Here is a 20640-nt window from a genome sequence, read left to right as displayed (position 1 = left end):
CCGTGAAAGAGAAGACAGCTGAAACCCTCTCGCAGGCCGTTCGGCGCCCCGTCGGGGCGGAGACGCTGCCGCGGGCGGCCGACGCGTCGCCGCCGTCGAGCTTGAGCCCGTCGAGCTTGAGCCCGTCGAGCTTGAGCCCGTCGAGCTTCAGCCTGCCGAGCCGCTTCGAGGAGTACCGGCTCGTCCAGAAGCTCGGCAGCGGCGGCATGGGCGACGTCTACCTCGCGCACGACACGCTGCTCGACCGGATGGTCGCGGTGAAGCTCATCCGCGCCGAGACGGCCGACGCCGAGGTGCGCGCGCGGCTGCTCGCCGAGGCGCGCGCGGCCGCGCGCATCCAGCACCCGAACGTCGTCGCCGTCTACCGCGTGGGCGAGCTCCGGGGACAGCTGTTCATCGTCTCGGAGTTCGTCCGCGGCCAGAGCCTCGACCGCGTCGCCGTGCCGATGCCCTGGCAGCGCGTGCTCGATCTCGGGGCGGGGCTCGCGCGGGGCCTCGCGGCCGCCCACCGCCGGGGGGTGCTGCACCTCGACATCAAGCCGGCCAACGCGGTGCTCACCCAGGACGGCGAGGCGAAGCTCCTCGACTTCGGCCTCGCCAAGCTCCTCGAGCCGGCGGCGCAGGGGCCCGCGCTCCGCGGCGGCGCGGCCCCGCTGCAGGCTCCGGGCGACGGCGAGCCGGCGCTCGCGCACGGCGACGAGCCGCTCGACAGCGAGATCCGCGAGGCGGCCGAGATGGCGTCGCGGCTGCTCGACGCGACGACGAGCGTCGACGGCGGCACGCCGCACTACCTGCCGCCCGAGCTGTGGCGCGGCGAGCTGGCGACGCGCCGCTCCGACGTGTACTCGCTCGGCGCGCTGCTCTTCGAGCTCTGCGCCGGCGTCCCGCCGCACGACGACGTGCCGATGAACGAGCTCTCGTACGTCGTCCATAGCGAGCGGCCCCGGCCCCTCGCCGCCCTCGCGCCGGGCGTCGACGCGCGGCTCGCGGCGGTCATCGAGCGGTGCCTCGAGATCGACCCCGCCGCCCGCTTCGCCTCGGGGGACGAGCTGCGCGACGCGCTGGAGCAGCTGCTCGCGCGGAGCCGGCACGCCTCGATCGCGCCGGAGGGCAACCCCTACCGCGGGCTGCTCGTCTTCGACGTCGAGCACCGCGCGGTGTTCTACGGGCGCAGCTCCGAGACGGGGACGATCCTCGACCGGCTGCGCTCCGAGCCCATGATCGTCGTGGCCGGCGACTCGGGCTCGGGCAAGTCCTCGCTCTGCCGGGCCGGCGTGCTCTCGCTCGTGCTCGAGGGCGCCCTCGGCGGCGGGCGCGCCTTCCAGGCGGCCATGATGGTGCCCGGCCGCCACCCGCTCGCCGCGCTGACCGCCGCGCTCGAGCCCGTCCTCGGCGCGCCCGCCGAGCGCATCGCCGAGGCGGTGCGCGCGGCGCCGGGCTCGCTCGCCCGCGACCTCCGCGCGCGCCTCGGCGAGCGCGGCGGGCTCGTGCTGTTCATCGACCAGCTGGAGGAGCTCGCGACGCTCAGCAGCCCCGGCGAGGCGGCGCTCGTCGGCGAGGTCCTCAGCGCCTTCGCGGCGCGCTCGCCCTCCCTGCGCCTGCTCGCCACGGTGCGCGGCGACTTCCTCGCGCGCGTCGCCGGCATCTCGGGCCTGGGCGACGAGATCGAGCGCGCGCTCTACCTGCTCCGCCCGATGTCGGCGGACAAGCTGCGCGAGGCCATCACAGGGCCGGCGCGGGCCAAGGGCGTCGCGTTCGAGTCCGACGCGGTCGTCGACGCGCTCGTCGAGTCGACCGCGCGCGCCGAGGGCGGGCTGCCGCTCCTCCAGTTCGCGCTCGCCGAGCTGTGGGACGCCCGCGCCGCGCCCGACGCGCCGCTCAGCAGCGCGGATCTCGCGCAGATCGGCGGCGTCGAGGGCGCGCTCGCCCGCCACGCCGATCGCGTGCTCGGCCGCATGCCGCCCGCGGTCCACGCGGCCGCGCGGCGGCTGCTCGGCGAGCTCATCACGCCGCAGGGCACGCGGGCGCGGCGCGCCGAGGCCGAGCTCGCGGAGCGGTGCGGCGACGAGGCCGCGCGCGCCGCGCTCGACGCGCTCGTGCAGGGGCGCCTCCTGTTCGCCCGCGAGGGCGAGCAGGGGACGGTCTACGAGATCGCCCACGAGGCGCTGATCCACGGCTGGGGGACGCTGCGCCACTGGCTCGAGGAGCAGCGCGAGCAGCGCGCCACGCGCCAGCGCCTCGACGCCTCCGCCGCCGAGTGGGAGCGGCTCGGCCGGCGCCGCGACGCGCTGTTCAGCGCGCGCCAGCTGAAGGAGGCGAAGGGCCTCGACCCGGGCGATCTGCCGCCGCGCGAGGCGGCGTTCCTGCGGGCGTCGCGGGGCGCCGTCCTGGCGCAGCGCGCGGCCCGGTGGGCCCTCGCCGTGGGCGTCCCGCTCGTCGCCGCGCTGCTCTACGGCGCGCTGGAGCTCAGGGCGGCGCGCCACATCGCCGCGCGGGCGGACAGGAAGATCGACGAGGCCGCGGCCACCTCGGCCGCCGCGGCGCGCGAGGGCGCCGCGGCCGAGGCGCTCCGCGCCGAGGCGCTCGCGGCGTTCGACGGCCGGCGCCGCGACGAGGGGGAGGCGCTCTGGGAGCGCGCGCGCCGGCGCGCCGCCGAGTCCGAGCGGCTCCACCTGCAGGCGAGCCAGAAGCTGGAGGCGGTGCTCACGCTCGACGGCGCCCGCAGCGACGCGCGCGACCTGCTCGGCGACGTGCTCTACGAGCGCGCGCTCGCCGCGGACAGCAGGGGCCACCCCTCGCTGCGCGAGGAGCTGCTCCAGCGCATGATCACGTACGATCCTGACGGCGAGCGCCGAGCGCGATGGAACGCGCCCGCCGAGGTCGCCATCGAGACCGATCCCCCCGGCGCGGAGCTCATGCTGGAGCGGTACGAGAGCGACGCGGAGGGGCGCCGGCAGCTGGTCGGCCAGCGGATCGTCGGGACGGCGCCGCTCTCGGGCATCGCGCTCGCGCAGGGCTCTTACCTGCTCACCTGCGAGGCGCGGAACCGCACCATCGTGCGCTATCCGTTCCTGGTCCGCCGCGGAGAGTCCCTGCGCCTCTCCATCCCGCTGCCGCCCGCCGGGGACGTCCCTTCCGGCTTCATCTACATCCCGCCTGGACGGTTCCTCTTCGGCGCCGCCCTGGACGACATGTACCGGTGGGCGTTCCTCTCCACCGTTCCCCTCCACGAGATCAGCACGGGCGCGTACCTCATCGCGCGGCACGAGACGACCTTTCAGGAGTGGCTCGACTACATCCAGGCGCTCCCGAGGGAGTCCCGCGGGCCGTCTTCCATCCAGGCGGGCAACGGCGCCATGACAGGCGCCCTCGGGCTGCGCCGTTTGCCTAGCGGCGTATGGCAGCTCACGATTCAACCCACGGTGCAGGCGTACACGGCGCACGCCGGCGAGCCGCTCGTCTACCCCTCGCGGTCGGTCCGGGCGCAGCAGGACTGGCTTCGTTTCCCGGTCACGGGCATCTCCTTCGCGCAGGCCACCGAGTATGCCGCGTGGCTCCATACGACAGGCCGCGTCCGTGGAGCTCGGCTGTGCACCGACCACGAGTGGGAGCGCGCGGCGCGCGGCGCCGACAGCCGCATCTTCCCACACGGGGACACGCTCTCTCCCGGCGACGCCAACTTCGATGAGACCTATGGCAAGGAGAGCTCCACGATGGGTCCAGATGAGGTGGGCTCGCACCCTGCCTCACGTAGCCCCTTCGGGGTCGACGACATGGCGGGGAACGTCCTCGAGTGGGCCATTTCGTCGATAGAGGCCGACAAAGTTCTTTTGCGCGGCGGGGCTTACCTCTACGATCAAACATCGGTCCGCAGTGACAATCGGACCGTCGTTGACGGCACCTTCCTCGATCCGGTGATCGGGCTCCGCATCTGTGCCTCCTTTCCTCCTCCTCCGTAAAGGGTGACGAGGATCTGCGGCGCCCGTGCAGCGCCGCCTCAGGCCGCGTGACTCGCGCGACCGGAGCCCGACAGCCGGGAGGGAGATCGTCGATGCGCGGGCGTCATGGCTTCAGCGTCAGCCTTGGGAGGCGATCATGTTTCAGCGAGGGTTCCTGGCAGGGGCGATGGTCGGGCTCATCTCCGTGGGCGTCGGGTGCATCGCGGAGATCGACGGCGGCGGGGATGAGGAGGAGCCAGCGGAGAGCGCGCTCGCCGCGCGGGCGCTCAACGACCTCACCTTCAACGGCACGTACCTGAACGGCTCCCAGCTCAACGGGGTCCGCTTCAACGGGGTCCGCTTCAACGGGGTCCGCTTCAACGGCGTCTCGCTGAACGCGACGACGCTGATCGGGACGCGCGCGAGCGACGGCGCGCCCGTCGACGGGATCGATTTCCTCGGCGCGGAGGCCGAGGCGATCCTGGACGATCGGTCGACGCTGGCTGTCCGCATCATGGGCATCGCAGAGCGCAACGGGCTCACGTACTACACGGTGAAGTACCTCGCCGCCCCCGGGATCTGGGCGAACGTCTGCGGCGAGGGCCTCGGGGCGATCCCGGTGAACGGGACCTGGGATCCGGTGACCGGCGCCTTCTCGGATGACGGGAGCTCGTTCACGTTCGCCTGCCAGGGCGCGGTGATCGCGAAGTGCGCCGAGTGGGGCTACAGGGACTGGGCAACCAAGGCGGAGTGCGACGGGAAGACCTGCGCGAGCAGGGATCTCTCCTACTTCCACCAGGCGTGCATCCGCATGGTGCGCGCGGACTACTGCGGCGACGGCGCGCCGCACACGCAGCCCGGGACGGCGATCGACGTCTGGGATGCGCTCGGCATCCAGACCGAGACCGCGGACTCTGGCATGAGCCTCGAGGCCGAGTGGACGGTGGACGGCGCCGCCTGCATCCGGCACACGCGGTGGCGGGGCCTCGGCGGCAGCAACCCGGACCTCGACTACGTCATGGCGCATTGCCCGGAGCGATGGGCCGGGAGCGACCCGAGCTGCGGCGGGAGCTCCTCGACGTTCCACAAGGCGACCGGCTTCACGACGCCGCTCGCCGAGCGGCGCATCCTGCGGAACGCGTCGTTCACGACGAACGTGAGCCCGCTGTAGGCGCACCGCCGCGCCGCGCTCAGCTCTTCGCGGCGGCGAGGATCGCCGCGGCGTGCTCCTTGGGATCCACCTCGAGCCAGACCTGCTTGACCTTGCCGTCCTTGTCGATGAGGAAGGACTGGCGCGAGGCGAACTCATTGCGCAGCGGCACGCGGAATGCGCTGGAGACCGCGCCGCCTTCGTCGACGACGAGCGGGAACGGGAGCTCGTATTTCTGGATGAAGGCCTGGTGGCTCTGCGCGTCCTGGGTCGAGACGCCGTAGACCTCCAGCCCGGCGGCCTGGAGATCGGCCCAGCCGTCGCGCAGGCCCTGGGCCTGGACGGTGCAGCCCGGCGTGTCGTCCTTGGGATAGAAGTAGACGAGCACCTGCTTGCCCTGCAGGCTCGAGAGCTTCACCTCTCGGCCGTCGTGCAGCGTGAAGGTCACGTCGGGCGCGGCGTCGCCCGGCTTGAGCGCGGCGGGCTGGGCGGAGGCGCCCGCCTGCGAGGGCTTCTCGGCGGCCCCGCCGGGCGCGCTGGAAGGCTCGTTGCAGCCGGCGGCGAGGGCCAGCGCCGCGAGCGCGACGCCGAGGAGGGAGGCGAGGTGCGTTCTGCTCGTCATGATGAGGCGCATGGTCCCACCGGCCTCCACGGACGGCAAGCGAGCATCGGACGACGGCGCGCGCTGCGGCCGAGGCGGACAGCGCCATGCTGACGTTTGCAGGCGGTCCAGGGGCGCTGGCGAGAGCGCGCGCGACTCGAGGAGACTCGCCGGCAGGATGCCTGAAGACACCGTGAGTCAATCTCCCTTTCGGGCGTCCGGCGGCTCGATTCGAACATCACGCCAGAGCGGTGCTCGGACGAGAAGACTACGAGCCGCGCAACATACGCCAGGCGCCAACGACGCTGACCTCGCCGGCCCCACGTTCGAGCGAGCAATGCAAAAACGTCCTGACCGAAAGCTAAGGTGGCGCCCGATGCGCAGTCCACGCTATATCTGCGGCTGCCATGCGCTGGACACCCGGGAAACGCAGTGCGAACCTACGAGATCTCCGCGGCGTCTCCGGCGGAGCGAAGCTCGGCGTCGGCGGGACGGTGATCCTGCTCGTGCTCTCGCTCGTCTTCGGGAAAGACCTCCTCTCCTCGGGGCTCGGCCAGGGCGTCTCGCTCCCCGGCGCGGGGAACGAGCGCGCGAGCTCGCCCGAGGAGGAGCGGCTCGTCGACTTCGTCTCGTTCGTCCTCGATGACACCGAGGCCGTGTGGAAGCAGGCGTTCAGCCGGACGGGGCAGACCTATCCGGCGCCGCAGCTGACGGTGTTCACCGACTCCGTGAGGTCGGGCTGCGGCGTCGGCGAGTCGGCCATGGGGCCGTTCTACTGCCCGGCCGACCGGACAGCGTACATCGATCTCGGCTTCTACCGCGAGCTCAAGGCGCGGTTCGGCGCGCCCGGCGACTTCGCCCAGGCCTACGTGCTCGCCCACGAGATCGGCCATCACGTGCAGAACGTGCTCGGGATCGAGCGCCGCATGCGCCAGCAGCAAGCCGCGCGTCCCGGCGAGCGGAACGCGCTCTCCGTGCGCATGGAGCTCCAGGCGGACTGCTTCGCCGGCGTGTGGGCCAACTCCACGGCGAAGCGCGACCTGCTCGAGGCGGGCGACGTCGAGGAGGCCCTCCAGGCCGCGTCCGCGATCGGCGACGACCGGCTGCAGAAGAGCGCGACCGGCAGGGTCAACCCGGAGACGTGGACGCACGGCTCGTCGGCGCAGCGGGTCGCCTGGTTCAAGCGCGGCATGAAAGGCGGCCGTGTCGAGGACTGCGATACGTTCGCAGAAGGCTCGCCCTGAGAGCGCGGCGCGCGCCCGAGACGGCCCGAGCCCCCGCGTCCGCCGGCGCTGAACGGCGCTGCACAATAAACGACAGCCGCTGAGCCAGCCCAGGGCGCCGCGTGCGCCGGACGGCCTCCGTCCTGTCGTGGTGTGTTCGAGACAACCACGAAGACGGCCTGCCGAGCTCGCGCTTCCTCGTCCGGACCGGGAGAGCCCAGAGCACATGAAGAGCGGCTCGCGACAGCTCCGCGCGACGGTGTACCCTGCTCGCCCGCCGATGGTGTCGCCGCACGGTGTCCCGCGCTTCCCGCCGCAAGGCCGCCCCCTCCGCGATCGTGCTCGCGAGGGGACGCCGTGAGCCTGCGCGAGGCGACCGACTCCTGGACCGCCGCGCCGCGCTCGATCGCGGAGGTCATCGAGGACAGCCTCCCGCAGATCGAGGTCCGCCTGCGCCCGCGCGCCATCGCCACGGTCGTCGCGCGCGTCACGGCCGACCTGGGCGACGAGGAGCACCCGCGGCCCGCGCTGCTCGCCGCGCTCGCCCGGTGCGCCGACGGCGCGGCCGCCGAGGTCGATCGGCTGCGCAGCGCCGAGTCCGCGCTCGTGCTCGCCTACCAGTCGGCCGCCACCCCGGCCGAGCGGCGCGAGCTCCTCGCCCGGCAGCTCCGCGTCTGGGCGCGCGAGCGCAAGAAGGGCGGCGCCGCCTCCCTGCTCGGCTGGGCCGCCGCGCGCGTCGAGCAGACCGGCGACCTCTCGGCGCTCGCCCGCAACCTCGACCTCGAGGCGGCCCAGGAGCGCTTCGCCACGGCCATCGCCGACCGCCTCGACGAGATCGAGGTCGCCTACCACGCGCTCACCCACCTCGCGCAGCACCTCGACCCGCCCGACGCGCTGCACGTCGTGCGCGACGGCGGCGTCCTCCGGCTCGCCGTCGCGCACGCCGAGCCGAGCCGCCCCGCGCCCGTCCGCCGGTCCGCCCTGCTCGCGGCCGTCGCCCTCCTGCACCGCATCCCGGCGCGCGAGCGGCTCGGCCACCTCGGGCTCGACGCGGCCCGCTCGGTGCTGGCGTGGGCGCGCGGCGTGGGCGCGTCCCGCTGGGTGCAGATCGCCGCCCTCGAGATCGGCGTCCTCCTCTTTCCGGACGAGGCGTTCTCGCTGCTCGCCGATCGCATCCGCACCCGCGACCCGGCGGACAAGGACGGCCCCATCCTCCGCCGCAACGCCCTGCGCCTCCTCGGCGCGGCCGCGCGCCCGTCCGCCCCGGTGATCCCGCTCGGCGACGCGCGCGCGGCGAGCCCGGCGCGCCGCGCCGGCGCAGCCGAGGACCCGCGCCGCTGGAACGGCGCGCAGGCCGGCCGCGGCAGCAGGCCGAGCGTCGCGCCGGAGGTCGCCGCCCCCGGGGGCGCCCTCGACGGCCCCGACGGCGCCGAGGCGCCCGAGGCGCCCGCGCCCGACTCGGCGCCCCGGCTCAGCGCCGAGCCTGCCGCGGGCGCGCCGCCCGCCCGCGCGGCGCACACGAGCGCGGACCCGCTCGCGATCGCGCTCCTCGCCCGCGACGACCCGAGCGAGCACGTCCGCCAGGAGCTCGTGCGCCAGCTCCTCGCGCTCGGCGGCCCCGAGGCCCTCACGGCGCTCGCCGAGGTCGCCGAGGGCGACGGGTCGCCTCGCGTCCGCGGCTACGCCATGCGGGAGCTCTCGCGCTTCGCGACCGACCACGCGGACGCCGCCCCGTACGCCGAGCGCACCGTCCGCCTTGCCCTCGCGAAGCCCGGTCCGCCGCTCGTGTCCCGCGCGGCCCTCGAGGCGGTCCGCACGCTCTGCGCCGGGCCCTACGCCCCGCTGTCGCCGCCGACGTTCGTCGACCTGCTCGCCGAGTTCGCGAGCCGCCCGGCGATCTCGCCGGACCTGTCCGACGAGGCGGCCGCGGCGCTGCGGCTGCTCGAGGTCGAGAGCCGCCCGGTGGCCGAGGACATCCGGCAGGCGCTCGTCGCCGTCGCCTCCGAGCTCCTGGAGGGCGAGAGCGCGCCGGTCGAGATCCCGGCCGACGCCGAGCCCCGCGATATCGAGCGCGCGCTCGTGGTCGCGTCGCGCGGCGACATGACCTACACGCTCCGGCGCAGGGGCCGGGGCCGGTACGTGCTCACGCGCGGCGAGCCGCGCGGCTTCCGCCTCTGGCGGCTCCTCCACGAGATGCGCACCCCGATGCCGGACAAGCGCAAGGGGTGGATCCACTCGAGCGGCCGCCTGTTCGCGGGCGAGCTCGTCGCGCCGCCGGTCGGCATGGCGGAGGTCACGCCCACGCGCGTGCCGGGCGAGCGGCACGTCTACCCGCCCGTCGGCGGCTGGGGGCCGTTCGTCCCCCGCATCGACGACCTGCTCGCCGCCGCCAGCCTGACCCAGCGCGAGATCCGCCTCATCACGGCGCGCGGCACGGTCACGGTGCGCGCGCCGGCCAAGCTCGCGCACCGGCTGCGCGCCCGCGCGCTGCTCACGCTGCGCTACGACCGCTACGCGCAGGCCCGCATGCGCGCGCTCGTGGCGCAGGAGCCGGCCGAGCAGAAGAAGTTCACGCTGATGACGGGCGAGCTCGGCTTCACGGTCGCGCTCGGCGACACCGGCGGCGAGGTCGACGGCCGCCCGTACGCGATCGAGCCGCACCTGCCGGGCAAGTACCTCTCCGTCGCGCTGCCCTCGGCGTTCCAGATCGGACGCGACTGGCTCGTCGGCCCGTCGGTGCCCGTCTGGATCGACAGCTTCTTCTCGTACCTCGTGTCGCCCGCGGGCAACGTCCCCACGCAGCTCGCGTGGGTCGTGTTCCTCGTCCTCGCGTACATGGTGCTGCGGGCCGCGTGGATCATGACGCAGATCGAGCGCGCGCGCCGGGGCATCCCGCTCTCGATCGGCGGCTGGGGCACGCGCGGCAAGAGCGGCTCGGAGCGGCTCAAGGCCGCGCTGTTCCACGCGCTCCGGTACGACGTCGTCGTGAAGACGACCGGCTGCGAGGCGATGTTCATCCACGCCATGCGCGACATGCCGGCGCAGGAGATCTTCATCTACCGCCCCTACGACAAGGCGACGATCTGGGAGCAGCGGAACATCCTCGCTGCCGGGAGGAACCTCCGCGCGCAGGTGTTCCTGTGGGAGTGCATGGCGCTCCAGCCGCTCTTCGTGGACACGCTCTGCTCCGAGTGGATGCGCGACGAGATCACGACGCTGACGAACGCCTACCCGGATCACGAGGACATCCAGGGCCCCGGGGGCGAGGACGTCGCCCGGGTGATCGCGCGCTTCATGCCGACGGACGGGCTGTCGTTCACGACGGAGGAGCAGATGCTCCCGCTGCTCAAGGACCAGGCGCAGCGCAAGGGGACGAACCTCGTCGCGATCCCGCCGATCGACGCGGACCTGTTGCCGGTCGACCTCCTCGATCGGCTCCCGTACCAGGAGCACCCGCGCAACGTGGCCCTGGTGCTGGCGCTGGCGGATCACTTCGGGGTCGATCGCGAGTTTGCGCTGGTCGAGATCGCGGATCACGTGATCCTCGATCTCGGCGTCCTGAAGACGTACCCGACGGTGCAGTACCGGGGCCGGAAGCTGACGTTCTCGAACGGGATGAGCGCGAACGAGCGCGCCGGGTTCATGTCGAACTGGACGCGGCTCGCGTTCGACAAGCACGACATGGACGCGACGCCGGGCAAGGCGACGGTGGTGGTGGTGAACAACCGCGCGGACCGGGTCGCGCGGTCGCGCGTGTTCGCGCAGATCGTCGTGGAGGACATCGGGGTCGATCACGTGGTGCTGATCAACTCGAACCTCGGCGGGATGATGCAGTTCATCACGGAGGGGCTCGACGCGCGGCTGCGCGACATGGTGATCACGGGCGACGGGGGCAAGGAGCGCGCGCTCGAGCGCTTCGACGAGCAGATGAAGAAGGTGGGCGTCCCGGCGCGCGCGGGCGCGTTCGAGGACGATCTCACCCGGATGCTGCGCGCGCTGCCGACGCTCGACGAGGCGGCGGCGGCGGCGATCGTGGGCGGCCCCGAGGTGGCGGGGAAGAAGGGGGAGCCCGAGGCGATCGAGGCGGCGGTGAAGAGGGCCCTGGAGGCGCACGCGCCGCCTGCGGGCGAGGATGACATCCGCCCGGACATCGTCCACCACGCCGCGCGGCTGTCGCGGCGGCTGGCCCGGCGCGACAAGGCGCGCGCGGAGGTGGAGGCGGCGCTGTCGCGGGGCGCGGACGCCGAGGCCAACCAGGCGTTCCGGGCGGCGTTTCGCGAGCTGTCCCTCGACCGCATCGCGGTCCTGTGGAACGCCGACGCGAAGGGGGACAAGGTGATCGACTTCCTCACGCGCGAGATCCCGCCGGGGTTCGACGCGCGGCTGATGGGATCGCAGAACATCAAGGGGACCGGGCTCGACTTCGTTTACCGGTGGCTCTCGATGGACCGGGTGCGGACCGCGATCGAGCGGCTGCAGAGCAACCCGTCGGCGCGGCGCGAGGTGCTGACGTTCTTCCTGTCGTACTCGGATTTCGGCCTGATCGATCTCCGCGAGGCGCTCGCGGCGGTGCGCGCGGCCAAGGAGCAGGGCGGCGCCGGGTGGGTGGAGCACGCGAACCTGATCGACGGGGCGATCCGCAGGCTCGAGGCGCTCGACAAGGAGAAGACGGCGGCGCTCGTGGTGACGGGCAAGACGGGGGTCGGGACGAAGGTGCTGCTCCGGGTAGAGCAGTTCGTCGATCACATGGACTCGGTGCGCCGCACGCGGTGGGCGAAGATCGTGATGGATGACCTGTTCGCGATGCGCATCGGCCACGGCCAGGCCGCGCTGCTGCTGCGGGAGATCGTGGGGCGGCAGAAGGGCGGCTGGCTGGCGAAGGACCTCGCCAAGTGGGTCGAGAAGCGCCGGGCGTGGCTGGAGAGCCGGCGGAAGAAGCCGAAGAAGACCGAGGCCGCCGCGCCGCCGGGGGCGCCGGCGACGGAGCAGGGGTGACGCGGGCGCGGGCGGGCGGGGACGGGCGGGGACGGGCGGGGACGGGCGGGGAGGAGAGCGCTGCTGCCGCTGGAGGGGCGGCTGGGGGGAGAGGAGCCGGCAGAGCGGGCGGCGCCGGCGCGGGCAGGGCAGGCGCCGGGAGGAGGGCGGCGGCGTGCGCGTCGGACCTCCCGGGGGGGGGGGGCGGGAGCCTCGCCTCCAGCGGGCGGATGCCGTACGCTGTCCGCCATGGGACAGGCTGCCAGGCGCACCGGGCTCTCGCCCGCGGAGTACCTCGCGTTCGAGCGGGCCTCCGAGCAGAAGCACGAGTACGCGAACGGCGAGATCTTCGCGATGGCGGGCTGCACCCGGGCGCACAGCCTGCTCGCCGGGAACATCCAGCGCGAGCTCGGCAATGCGCTGCTCGATCGCGCCTGCGAGGTCCACACCTCCGATCTGCGCGTCAAGATCACGTCCACGGGGCGTTACGTGTACCCCGACGCCTCCGTCGTCTGCAGCGATCCCGTGTTCGAGGATGCGGAGCTCGACACGCTCATCAATCCGAGCGTGATCGTCGAGGTGCTCTCCGAGTCGTCGGAGGCCTACGATCGTGGGGACAAGTTCGCGCAGTACCGGAGCGTCCCGTCGATCATGGAGTATGTGCTCGTCTCCCAGAAGGAGGTGCGTGTCGAGCACTTCCAGCGGCAGCCGGACGGCCGGTGGCTGCTCGCGATCCTGGGCCCCGGGCTGCACCTCGAGCTCGAGTCGGTCGGCGTCGTCATCGACGTGGATCGCCTCTACCGCAAGGTGCCGCTCGCGCCCTCCGCGGTCGACTGAGCGGCTCTCCTCGGGGGGCTCCGGGCGCGGCGCGCGTCATTGCGCTGGACGGCAGTACTCGTCCTGCGGGGTGACCGACTCCACGACGACGGTCGTGCCCTTCCTGATCACGAACTCGCTCAGGCCGACTTTCTGGCCCTCTGGGCTCCAGTCGTACGTGTAGCCGAGGCGCGTCCACGGATACCCATTCTCGCCGTAGGACGTCGCCTTCAGGGCGTTGAACCAGTCCACGTGCTCCTGTGGCGTGCCGGCCGGGAAGTCGAGATCGGCGGTCGAGTCGTCGATCTCCGGGTCCGGGGTCGGGCGGAATATCGACTCGGCCGGTACCCAGAGCGCCACGACGCGGTCCTTGCCGTTGCCCGGCGGCAGGCCGAGCAGCTGCTCCAGCCGCAGCGAGAGCTCCGCTTCTTCGAGACCGCTCGCGCGGCAGAACGTCTGAAGCGCGGCCGCCGCCGAGGTCCAGACCTCGACGGCGAGCTCGGTCTCCTCGCCTACGAGCTCGTCATAGCCCGGGTACGACGTCCAGGTGACCATCAGCACACGATCGTCGGCGTCGCGGAGGAGCTCGGCGTTCTCGTCGTCGATCGCCGTCAACGTGTCCACGCGCTCGCTCTCCTCGGCGATCTCGGCGTCGGCGACGGCCGCCTGGTACAGCTCGACGAGGCGCGTCTCACCGCCGGCGCCGCCGCTCCCGCCGGCGCCGCCGCTCCCGCCGGCGCCGCCGCTCCCGTCTGTGTCATCGCCGCCGCAAGCGACGAGCAAGGCGCACGCGCAAACCCCCACCACCATCCAGTTTTTGCTCATATCTCCTCGATGACTCACGCCTGTCCCGCCGGCTCAGCGAGAGCCGACCGGACACCAGCCATCGCAGGCTACAACAACGAGGTGACCGGCGGGCTACAGCAACGAGCTCGCCGCACGAGGGGCTCATCCGCGCTCCCCTCGCGCATCCTCACGTGGCGTCGTGAAAGATGATACCTGCCGTGTGACGATGTCCCGAGCGCACACGGCTGACACCGTGTCGCATATTGACCCGGTACACCCCCCGCGTGCCCTGCGCTCGTCCACGCGGTTCGCGGGTGGGGACGACCTTGCCACACGCGCTCAAGCGCCCGCCTCCCGGTCGAGCAGCGCGCGCTTGCGCTCGACCCCCCAGCGATAGCCTGACAGCCGGCCGTCGTTCCGCACCACACGATGGCACGGGATCGCCACCGCCAGCGCGTTGGCCGCGCATGCCTGGGCCACGGCCCTGACCGCCCTCGGCGCGCCGATGGCGCCGGCGATCTCCGCATAGCTCGCGGTCGTACCGGCAGGGATGTCCCGCAACGCCTGCCAGACGCGCTGCTGGAACGCCGTGCCGCGGACGTCGAGCGGCAGCTCGACCGAGGCGCGCGGGCTCTCCACGAGGCCCACCACCTTGGCGACGAGCTGCTCGAACCCCGCATCGGCGCCGATCAGGTCGGCCCGAGGGAACCGGCGCTCGAGATCGTGCGCCAGCGCCTCCGGGTCGTCGCCGAGCAGGATGGCGCACACGCCTTGCGCGGTGGCGGCCACCAGGATGGAGCCGAGAGAGCACTCCCCGATCGCGAACCGGATCTCCATCTGCGCCCCTCCGGCGCGGTACCTCGTGGGCGTCATGCCGAGCACCTGGTTCGACTGCTCGTAGAAGCGCCCGCCCGAGCCGTACCCGGCCGCGTAGATCGCCGCGGTCACGGTGCCGTCCTTGCCGAGCTCGGCCCTCACCCGCCGGGCGCGGTGCGCCGCCGCGTACGCCTTCGGCGTCACCCCCGTCACGGCCTTGAAGACACGATGCGTGTGGAACACGCTCTGTCCCGCGTGGCGCGCCAGCTCCTCGAGGCTCGGCACCTCCTCGCTGCTCTCGATGAGCCGGCACAGCTCGGCCACCTGGGCCGCCTGGCGCTCGGCCAGGGGGGGCTGGTCCGGTTTGCAGCGCAGGCACGGCCGGAAGCCCGCCCGCTCGGCGGCGGCCGCGGTCGGGTGAAAGCCGACGTTCTCGGGCCTCGCGGGGCGTGCGCCGCACGACGGGCGGCAGTACACGCCCGTCGTCTTGACCGAGTAGAAGAACTTGCCATCGGCGCTCGCGTCGCGGGAGATCACGGCTGTCCAGCGAGGGTCGCTCTCCACCACGACGGCGAGCCCATGGGCCTTTCCCGGCATGTCGTCTGCCTCCTTCCGGCGCTTCTTGCGGGTCACGAGGCGAGCTTAACCCGCGCCGAGATCGCCGCACTCCGGGTCTTGCTCTCGAATTCGTCGACGCCGGCGAGGTGTCGGAGCTCGACCTGGCGGACCCGGCGAGCCGCCGGGCTCGCCCTGGATCTCGCGTCCGCGCGGCTTCAGCAGTGGCGCCCGAGGGCCGCCGCTCCTCTTGAGCGGACACGGCGGGCCGTTGTCGGGTTGAGTCGCGCGCCGTCTACGTTTAACCTGCGAGCTCCCCACGCTCGGAGGAGGCGACTCGGCGAACGCCAGTGTGCAAGCTCAACCTGGGCTCGGGCGCCTCGATCCGCTGTGAGGGCGGGAGTACCTGCGACCTCACGTGCGACGCGGACTGTGTCGTGACGTGCGTCGAGGCGGCGCAATGCAACGTGAGCTGCGGCGCCGATGGCACGCCCGGCGTGACGTGCCCAGACGGGCGCCTTGGTTGCGGCACGGCGTGCTGAGGAGCACGCGTTCGGTGTGGGCCGCGGCGCCATTTCCCCGGCGCCAAAGGCCCCCTGCGGGCCCTCCGCATCCAGGCCCCGCCCTCGCTGCGGTGGTCAGCCCGGGCGCGTCGGCTGCCGGACCGAGTACTCGGTGCCCGAGCGGAAGGGCACCGTCATCGACGCGAAACCGTGGCGCGGATCGCGCACGTAGGCGACGTAGTCACGGTAGTCGGCCTTGAAGACGCCGACGTTGTCGGTCACCACCACGGCGCCCGGACGCAGGGCCGGGGCGACGAGCTTCAGCACGTCGAGGGCCCGCAGGGGAAACCCATCGTTGAGCATGAAGTCCACCTCGCCGAGGTCCGCCCGCAGGGTCTCCGTCGCGTCACCCACGCGGATCTCGGCGAAGGACGCGAGCCCTGCCTCCTCCAGGTTCGCCTGCGCGCGCCGCGCCTTCTCCGGCAGGAGCTCGGTGCCGATGACGCGGCCGCCGCCGTTGTCGCGCACCGCCGTCGCCAGCCACAGCGTCGAGACGCCAAAGGACGTGCCGAACTCGACGATCGTCCTGGCGCGGAGCGCCCGCGCCGTCAGGTAGCAGAAGGCGCCCTGGTCGCGCCCGAGCGCGAGGTACTTGTCGGCGAAGTCGAGCTCCGTCCCCGGGGCGTCGACGCGGCGGCCGAGGAGCATCCGCGGCAGCTGCGGCAGGAAGTGGAGGAGGACGCCCGGCACCTGCCGGTCGGCCTCGTCGTGGAGGCGCCGCAGCACGGCGCGCACCCGCCCGTCGGGCAGGACAGCGAAGGGATCGGACTTCATGGTCGGCCTCGGGTCAAGGACACATATTCTCGGAGCATTCGCTCGCCCTCCTCACTGGCATTGCCGCTAGCGCTGAACACCGGAGAACCCCTTCCGTCCTGGGGCCCAGTAGGCCACGTTGGTGACCTGCTTCGCGGGGACGCCTGCTCGCCGTACCGCCTTGTAGAGGCGCTGGATCGACGACGCCCTCCCGGTGAAGACGCATCGCGTCTGCGGCGCAGCGCCGAGCGCGCTCGTGAGGTCACTCTCGATGCGATCGAGGTGACGATCCTGCGGCTCACGCGTGGTGAGCGTCACACCGTTGGTGACGCCGATCCGCTCGAGCGCGATGCGCGAGGCTCCCTCGGATTCCACCTCGAACGAGAACGCAACTCCTCGCATTCCCTCCGGCGTCGCTCGAATCGCGGCCGCGGTGCCGAACGAGGTTTCGTCGCCGAAGAAGATCATCGGCCGATTCACGGCGCCGAGGTCCAGCGCCGAGCGCGGGCCGACGAGGAAGAGCTGCTCTCCGATCGTCGCCGACGCGAGCCAGCTCGACGCGATGCCGTGGCCGTGGACGTAACCGAGAAACCGGGTGGTGCCGGCTCGCAGATCGAAGGAGAGCGGCGTGTACGCTCGCCCGGCCAGGCCGGCGAAGCCGATCTGGATCATGTCGCCGGGGGTCCAGCGGCGGTCTTCGAGATCTTCTCCGACGAGCGTGACGAGGCGGAACGCATCGCCCACGGGCTCGACGTCGCGAACCCTGGCGCGGCGCGAGACGAGCCGATGGAACGCGGACTCGACGACGCCCAAAGGCGCGGTGGAAGGTGGGGGCACGAGAAGAACATAGCGACTGGCGCGGTTGACCGCATTGCGCAATCAAGACAAAATGTTTTTCAGGACGGCCATGGCAGCGAAGCGGCGGAATTCGAGGGCGACACGGATTGCGCATCCGACGGGCTGGACGATTCGCGGAGACGTCCAGGTGGCGAACGAGCCCCGTGGCGCGGCGGCGTCGCTCGAGTCGCTCGCGAGCCGTGTGGTGCTCGATGCGCGCGGGCGCTGGAAGATCGCGGTCGCGCGACCGGCGAACGCGATCGGGCTCAGCATGGCGAGCGGCGGGCTCGAGAGCGAGCCTCACGCGCACCGCGAATCGCAGCTCATGTACCTGGTGCGCGGAGAGCTGATCTGCGAAGCGTCGAGCGCCCTCTGGATCGTGCCGCCGCAATCGGCGCTGTGGATCCCCGCGTCGCTGACGCACCGGATCCGCGCGCGCGCGCCGCTCGAGGGCTACTGCGTCTTCGTCGAGCCCGGCGCGGCGCCGAACCTCCCCCCGGATTGCTGCGCGGTGTCGGTGACGCCGCTCTTCCGCGAGCTCTTGCTTCGCCTGGCGACGCGCCCCGCGCTCTACGATCTCGACGGACCGGACGCGCGCCTGGTGAGCGTGCTCCTCGACGAGCTCGCGACGGTCTCGATCGAGAAGCATCGCCTGCCGATGCCGATCGATCCGCGGCTCCGTCGTCTGGTGGATGCGATGACCGCCGATCCGGCGAACCGCGCGACGACGAAGACGTGGGCGCAGCGAATCGGCGTCGGCGAGCGCACCTTGAACCGTGTCCTGGTCGAGGAGACGGGCTTGAGCTTCGGCCGCTGGCGCCAGCAGCTCCACATCATCCTCGCCATCCAGAAGCTCTCCCGCGGCGCGACCGTGCAAAGCGTGGCGCTGGACCTCGGCTACGAGAGCGCGAGCAGCTTCGTGACCATGTTTCGCAAAGCTCTTGGAATGTCGCCCGCGCGGTACATGGCGAGCCGCCTGGCCGCGCCAGCTTGACTTTATCGACGGAAGGGCGCCGACTGCTTGGCCGAGAATCCGTTGAGCGACGGGGTCAGACGGTCGCTTCGGCGAGATCGCGCTCGAAGGCGGATGCGGCTTCGGCCTTCGCCTGCGTCTCCAGCCAGGCGGTTTCATTGAATGTCTTGTTCGCCATCGCGCGCTCGACGGCCTGCGTCTCTCGAAACTCTCGCGCTTCGGCGGTCAACGTCCACGTCACCTCCACAGCCATCCCCTCAATCTCCTGACGGATTTCGTGGAGCGGAGCACGGAAGAACTCCTTGCGGGGGTTCACCTTGTTCACCTGGTTCCGCACGAAGCGCTGGTGGAGCGCGCGCTCGAGCGCCGGAGCATCGGCGCTCGGGATCATCGCGTGCACGTCAAACTCGAATGGCACGCTCGCATCGCCGAGCTCCCGGACACGGTCCAGGGGCTCGAGCCGCCGTGTCATACCGATCTTGTAGACGTGCTCTCCGAACGACCCGACGTTCGAGATGATGTATACGTGCCCGGTCTTGGTCTGCTGCGCCATCGAGAGGGCGCGCTGGTTCTTCTCCTCCGCCACGCGGAGCCGCTCGGAGAGCTCAAGGAGCTTCTGCTCGTACTTGGCGCGCTCGTCGTCGTTCGATTTCTCCACGTCTCGGCGCGCTTTTTCCATCGCCTTCCGGAGCGCCTCCTCCTCCTTCTCAGCGTCCTTCCTTGCTTTCTCAAACTCGCGCTGAGCTCGCTCTTCCTCGCGAATACGCTCCTTGATCTGCCTCTGCTCCTCGCGCTCCTTCAACTTCAGCTCCTGCGCGATCACTGCCCATCGGAGCTCCTCGAGCCGCGCGTCGAGGTACTCGGGCAGGATGCGCGCGTCACGAAAAGCGCGTCCGTTCTGGTTCACGAGCAGGAACGAATCTCGAATCTTTTGCTGTAATGTTCCGAAGTTGTCGTGCCGAACGTCAGCGAGGATCGTGTCGACCTTGCCGTTGAACGCGTCGAGCACGAAGGAGATCGCCGTGGTGCGTCGGTTCACCTCCACGTAGTCGCATGTCGCTGCGGTACCGAGGCTGATCATGTCGCGGCACTTGCCACGAGCGGCCTTGAGGCGTTGTCCTGCCTCGGCGAATCCGAACTCCTCGGCGAGCTCGTCCAGAAGCCCCGTAGTCGGCAGCACATAGCGGTCGCCGTAGCCCTCGATCACGTTCTTCATCGCGTGTGCGGTCTGCTCGAGGCGCGTCGCTTCCCGCTGCGCGGTGAGCGCTGCGCCGGCGACCTCCTCGGCGCGTCGGTTCGCGTTGTCGACGAGCCGCGCCGCATCCGCGGCGGCCTGCGCGAGCGTCGCTTGCACGGAAGCGCGCGCCGCAGCCTGGGCGGCCTGCGCCTCCGCCACGGCCTGCGCCTTCAGGGCGTCGGCCGCGGCTTGCGCCTGCGCGTGCTCGGCGCGCGCGTCGGCGACGACGCGATCCGCTTCCCGGCGGGCGCCGGCAGCGAGCTCGGCCGCGGCTGCCTGCGCGTGCGCCCGTAACCCCGCTGCCCACACCTCGGTCTGCGTTCGCATGGCGGCCGCGGCCGCTTCGACATCGACGATCGTCTGGTAGCGGCTCAGGCGCTGAAGCTGTTCCTGCAGGCCCGCGATGCGTCGGCTGAGATCTCCATTCGTGTCGAGCGCCAGGGTGAGCTCGCCTCTCACCTGCTGGAGCGAGCCCTCTGCTTGCCGCAGCGAGCCCTCCGCTTGCCGCAGCGCGTTCTGTACTTGCCGGAGCGAGCCGCTGGTCTTGTGCGCTTTGGACGCGAGGAACGCCGCAGCCGTGAGCGCAGCTACGACGAAGACGATGAGAACGAGCTCCACGATGCTCCCCCTGCGGCCAGCTGGGTGCCGCGCCTTCAGAGTACTTGAACACCGCGTAGCGCGTCCCACCTCAAATTCGATGTTTGGTGCGCGCCTGCCGAGGGTGGAAACATCTCTCGACACTCATCGCTACAGGATCGCCTGACATCGCGTCCGCGCGCACCAGGTCCTACGCCAGCATACACCACATCGCGGTGGCGCTCGCTCGCGAACACCCGCAGCTCGACCTCTGCAGCAGGGCGGATACTCACTCCTACCTACCGAGAGCATCCGCAGAGCTCGATATGCATCGCCATGCCTCGGGCGCCGTGGTTGGACACAAGAGGTTGGCCCGCCCGAACACCGGGCTGGCAGATTGTGCTCCAGCTTGGACGGCGCGTTTGCTCATCCTGTCCCCGTTGTGCGCCCCCGCGTCCGCGGATAAGAGGCAGCGCATGAATCGATGGGAAGCGAGCTTCGCAAAGAAGCTCGAGAGACCGACCTCGGCCAGGATCTGGCCCACGATCTGGCCCATTTCACCAGGGTCGTCGCCTCGGCCAAGGCTCTCAGCGCGGACGAACGGGCCAGGCCGGGGATCTTCGTCCCCGCAGCCTGGTTGCACGACCGCGTGAACATCCCCAAGAACGGTCCGAGGCGCTCCCAGGCCTCGCGACTGTCCGCGGAGGAGGCTCTGCGCTTCCTCCGGCGCATTGATTCCCCCGAAGGACTGCTCGCGGATATCGCCCATGCCATCGAGGCCACAGGTACAGCGTCGGAATCGAGCCCAGGAGCTGTGTGAAGCTGTCCAAGACCGATGAGAG

Annotated in this window: 14 protein-coding genes; 7 read left to right on the top strand and 7 right to left on the bottom strand. The window is 71.8% G+C overall.

The features are described from left to right. Positions 1-2 precede the first annotated feature (2 nt). Together WMF17_RS38060 and WMF17_RS38055 are read left to right on the top strand one after the other, a co-directional pair. A complete protein-coding gene (locus WMF17_RS38060) occupies positions 3-3959 on the top strand; it encodes an nSTAND1 domain-containing NTPase (protein WP_437645894.1) in 3957 nt (1318 codons plus the stop codon). 136 nt (positions 3960-4095) lie between these two features. Next, positions 4096-5109: an ADYC domain-containing protein gene (locus tag WMF17_RS38055; RefSeq protein ID WP_437598291.1), complete on the top strand. Its 1014-nt coding sequence runs from the start codon at positions 4096-4098 to the stop codon at positions 5107-5109. A 19-nt stretch (positions 5110-5128) separates the two neighbouring features. On the opposite strand, the gene WMF17_RS38050 is transcribed toward WMF17_RS38055, so the two are convergent. Continuing rightward, positions 5129-5710, bottom strand: a complete 582-nt coding sequence (locus tag WMF17_RS38050) for a peroxiredoxin (protein WP_437598290.1) — start codon at positions 5708-5710, stop codon at positions 5129-5131. 386 nt (positions 5711-6096) lie between these two features. Between WMF17_RS38050 and ypfJ the strand changes: the two genes are divergently transcribed. The 3 genes from ypfJ to WMF17_RS38035 all read left to right on the top strand — a co-directional run bounded on the left by ypfJ (position 6097) and on the right by WMF17_RS38035 (position 12723). Then, complete coding sequence (gene ypfJ / locus WMF17_RS38045; protein ID WP_437598289.1) at positions 6097-6933, top strand: KPN_02809 family neutral zinc metallopeptidase; 837 nt, start codon at positions 6097-6099, stop codon at positions 6931-6933. Between the two features lie 336 nt (positions 6934-7269). Then, a complete protein-coding gene (locus WMF17_RS38040; RefSeq protein ID WP_437645892.1) occupies positions 7270-11907 on the top strand; it encodes a capsule biosynthesis protein CapB in 4638 nt (1545 codons plus the stop codon). 228 nt (positions 11908-12135) lie between these two features. Next, positions 12136-12723, top strand: a complete 588-nt coding sequence (locus tag WMF17_RS38035; RefSeq protein WP_437598285.1) for a Uma2 family endonuclease — start codon at positions 12136-12138, stop codon at positions 12721-12723. Positions 12724-12759: 36 nt separating this feature from the next. On the opposite strand, the gene WMF17_RS38030 is transcribed toward WMF17_RS38035, so the two are convergent. From WMF17_RS38030 to WMF17_RS38010, 5 genes are all read right to left on the bottom strand, one after another. Continuing rightward, positions 12760-13527: a hypothetical protein gene (locus WMF17_RS38030; protein WP_437645890.1), complete on the bottom strand. Its 768-nt coding sequence runs from the start codon at positions 13525-13527 to the stop codon at positions 12760-12762. Positions 13528-13675: 148 nt separating this feature from the next. Then, on the bottom strand, positions 13676-13924 hold the full coding sequence (locus WMF17_RS38025) for a 2OG-Fe(II) oxygenase (RefSeq protein ID WP_437645888.1): 249 nt from the start codon (positions 13922-13924) through the stop codon (positions 13676-13678). Then, positions 13828-14901, bottom strand: coding sequence for a bifunctional DNA-binding transcriptional regulator/O6-methylguanine-DNA methyltransferase Ada (ada, locus tag WMF17_RS38020; protein ID WP_437651433.1), 1074 nt, complete (start codon positions 14899-14901; stop codon positions 13828-13830). The genes WMF17_RS38025 and ada overlap by 97 nt, the downstream gene beginning before the upstream one ends. Before the next feature lie 596 nt (positions 14902-15497). Next, positions 15498-16196, bottom strand: coding sequence for an O-methyltransferase (locus WMF17_RS38015; protein ID WP_437645886.1), 699 nt, complete (start codon positions 16194-16196; stop codon positions 15498-15500). Between the two features lie 66 nt (positions 16197-16262). Continuing rightward, entirely contained in the window at positions 16263-17012 is a 750-nt protein-coding gene (locus WMF17_RS38010; RefSeq protein ID WP_437598281.1) for a siderophore-interacting protein, read from the bottom strand. Between the two features lie 148 nt (positions 17013-17160). On the opposite strand from WMF17_RS38010, the gene WMF17_RS38005 reads away from it, so the two are divergent. After that, positions 17161-18006, top strand: a complete 846-nt coding sequence (locus WMF17_RS38005) for an AraC family transcriptional regulator (RefSeq protein WP_437598280.1) — start codon at positions 17161-17163, stop codon at positions 18004-18006. Between the two features lie 55 nt (positions 18007-18061). On the opposite strand, the gene WMF17_RS38000 is transcribed toward WMF17_RS38005, so the two are convergent. Continuing rightward, positions 18062-19381 carry a DUF4041 domain-containing protein gene (locus tag WMF17_RS38000; protein ID WP_437645884.1) on the bottom strand — a complete coding sequence of 440 codons (1320 nt, stop codon included), beginning with the start codon at positions 19379-19381 and terminating at the stop codon, positions 18062-18064. Between the two features lie 901 nt (positions 19382-20282). Here WMF17_RS38000 and WMF17_RS37995 point away from each other — a divergent pair. Continuing rightward, a complete protein-coding gene (locus WMF17_RS37995; RefSeq protein ID WP_437598277.1) occupies positions 20283-20618 on the top strand; it encodes a hypothetical protein in 336 nt (111 codons plus the stop codon). Positions 20619-20640 lie beyond the last annotated feature (22 nt).

It is taken from the genome of Sorangium sp. So ce362 (genome assembly GCF_051519845.1).
In the GTDB taxonomy this organism is placed as follows: domain Bacteria; phylum Myxococcota_A; class Polyangia; order Polyangiales; family Polyangiaceae; genus Sorangium.
Note: the sequence above shows the minus strand (reverse complement) of the source record. Positions and strands in the feature narration are given on the sequence as shown.

Coding starts and splice junctions, on each gene's coding strand:
- WMF17_RS38055 (WP_437598291.1), top strand. CDS start 4,096: ATGTTTCAGCGAGGGTTCCTGGCAGGGGCGATGGTCGGGCTCATCTCC.
- WMF17_RS38050 (WP_437598290.1), bottom strand. CDS start 5,710: ATGACGAGCAGAACGCACCTCGCCTCCCTCCTCGGCGTCGCGCTCGCG.
- ypfJ (WP_437598289.1), top strand. CDS start 6,097: ATGCGCTGGACACCCGGGAAACGCAGTGCGAACCTACGAGATCTCCGC.
- WMF17_RS38035 (WP_437598285.1), top strand. CDS start 12,136: ATGGGACAGGCTGCCAGGCGCACCGGGCTCTCGCCCGCGGAGTACCTC.
- WMF17_RS38030 (WP_437645890.1), bottom strand. CDS start 13,527: ATGAGCAAAAACTGGATGGTGGTGGGGGTTTGCGCGTGCGCCTTGCTC.
- ada (WP_437651433.1), bottom strand. CDS start 14,901: ATGCCGGGAAAGGCCCATGGGCTCGCCGTCGTGGTGGAGAGCGACCCT.
- WMF17_RS38015 (WP_437645886.1), bottom strand. CDS start 16,196: ATGAAGTCCGATCCCTTCGCTGTCCTGCCCGACGGGCGGGTGCGCGCC.
- WMF17_RS37995 (WP_437598277.1), top strand. CDS start 20,283: ATGGGAAGCGAGCTTCGCAAAGAAGCTCGAGAGACCGACCTCGGCCAG.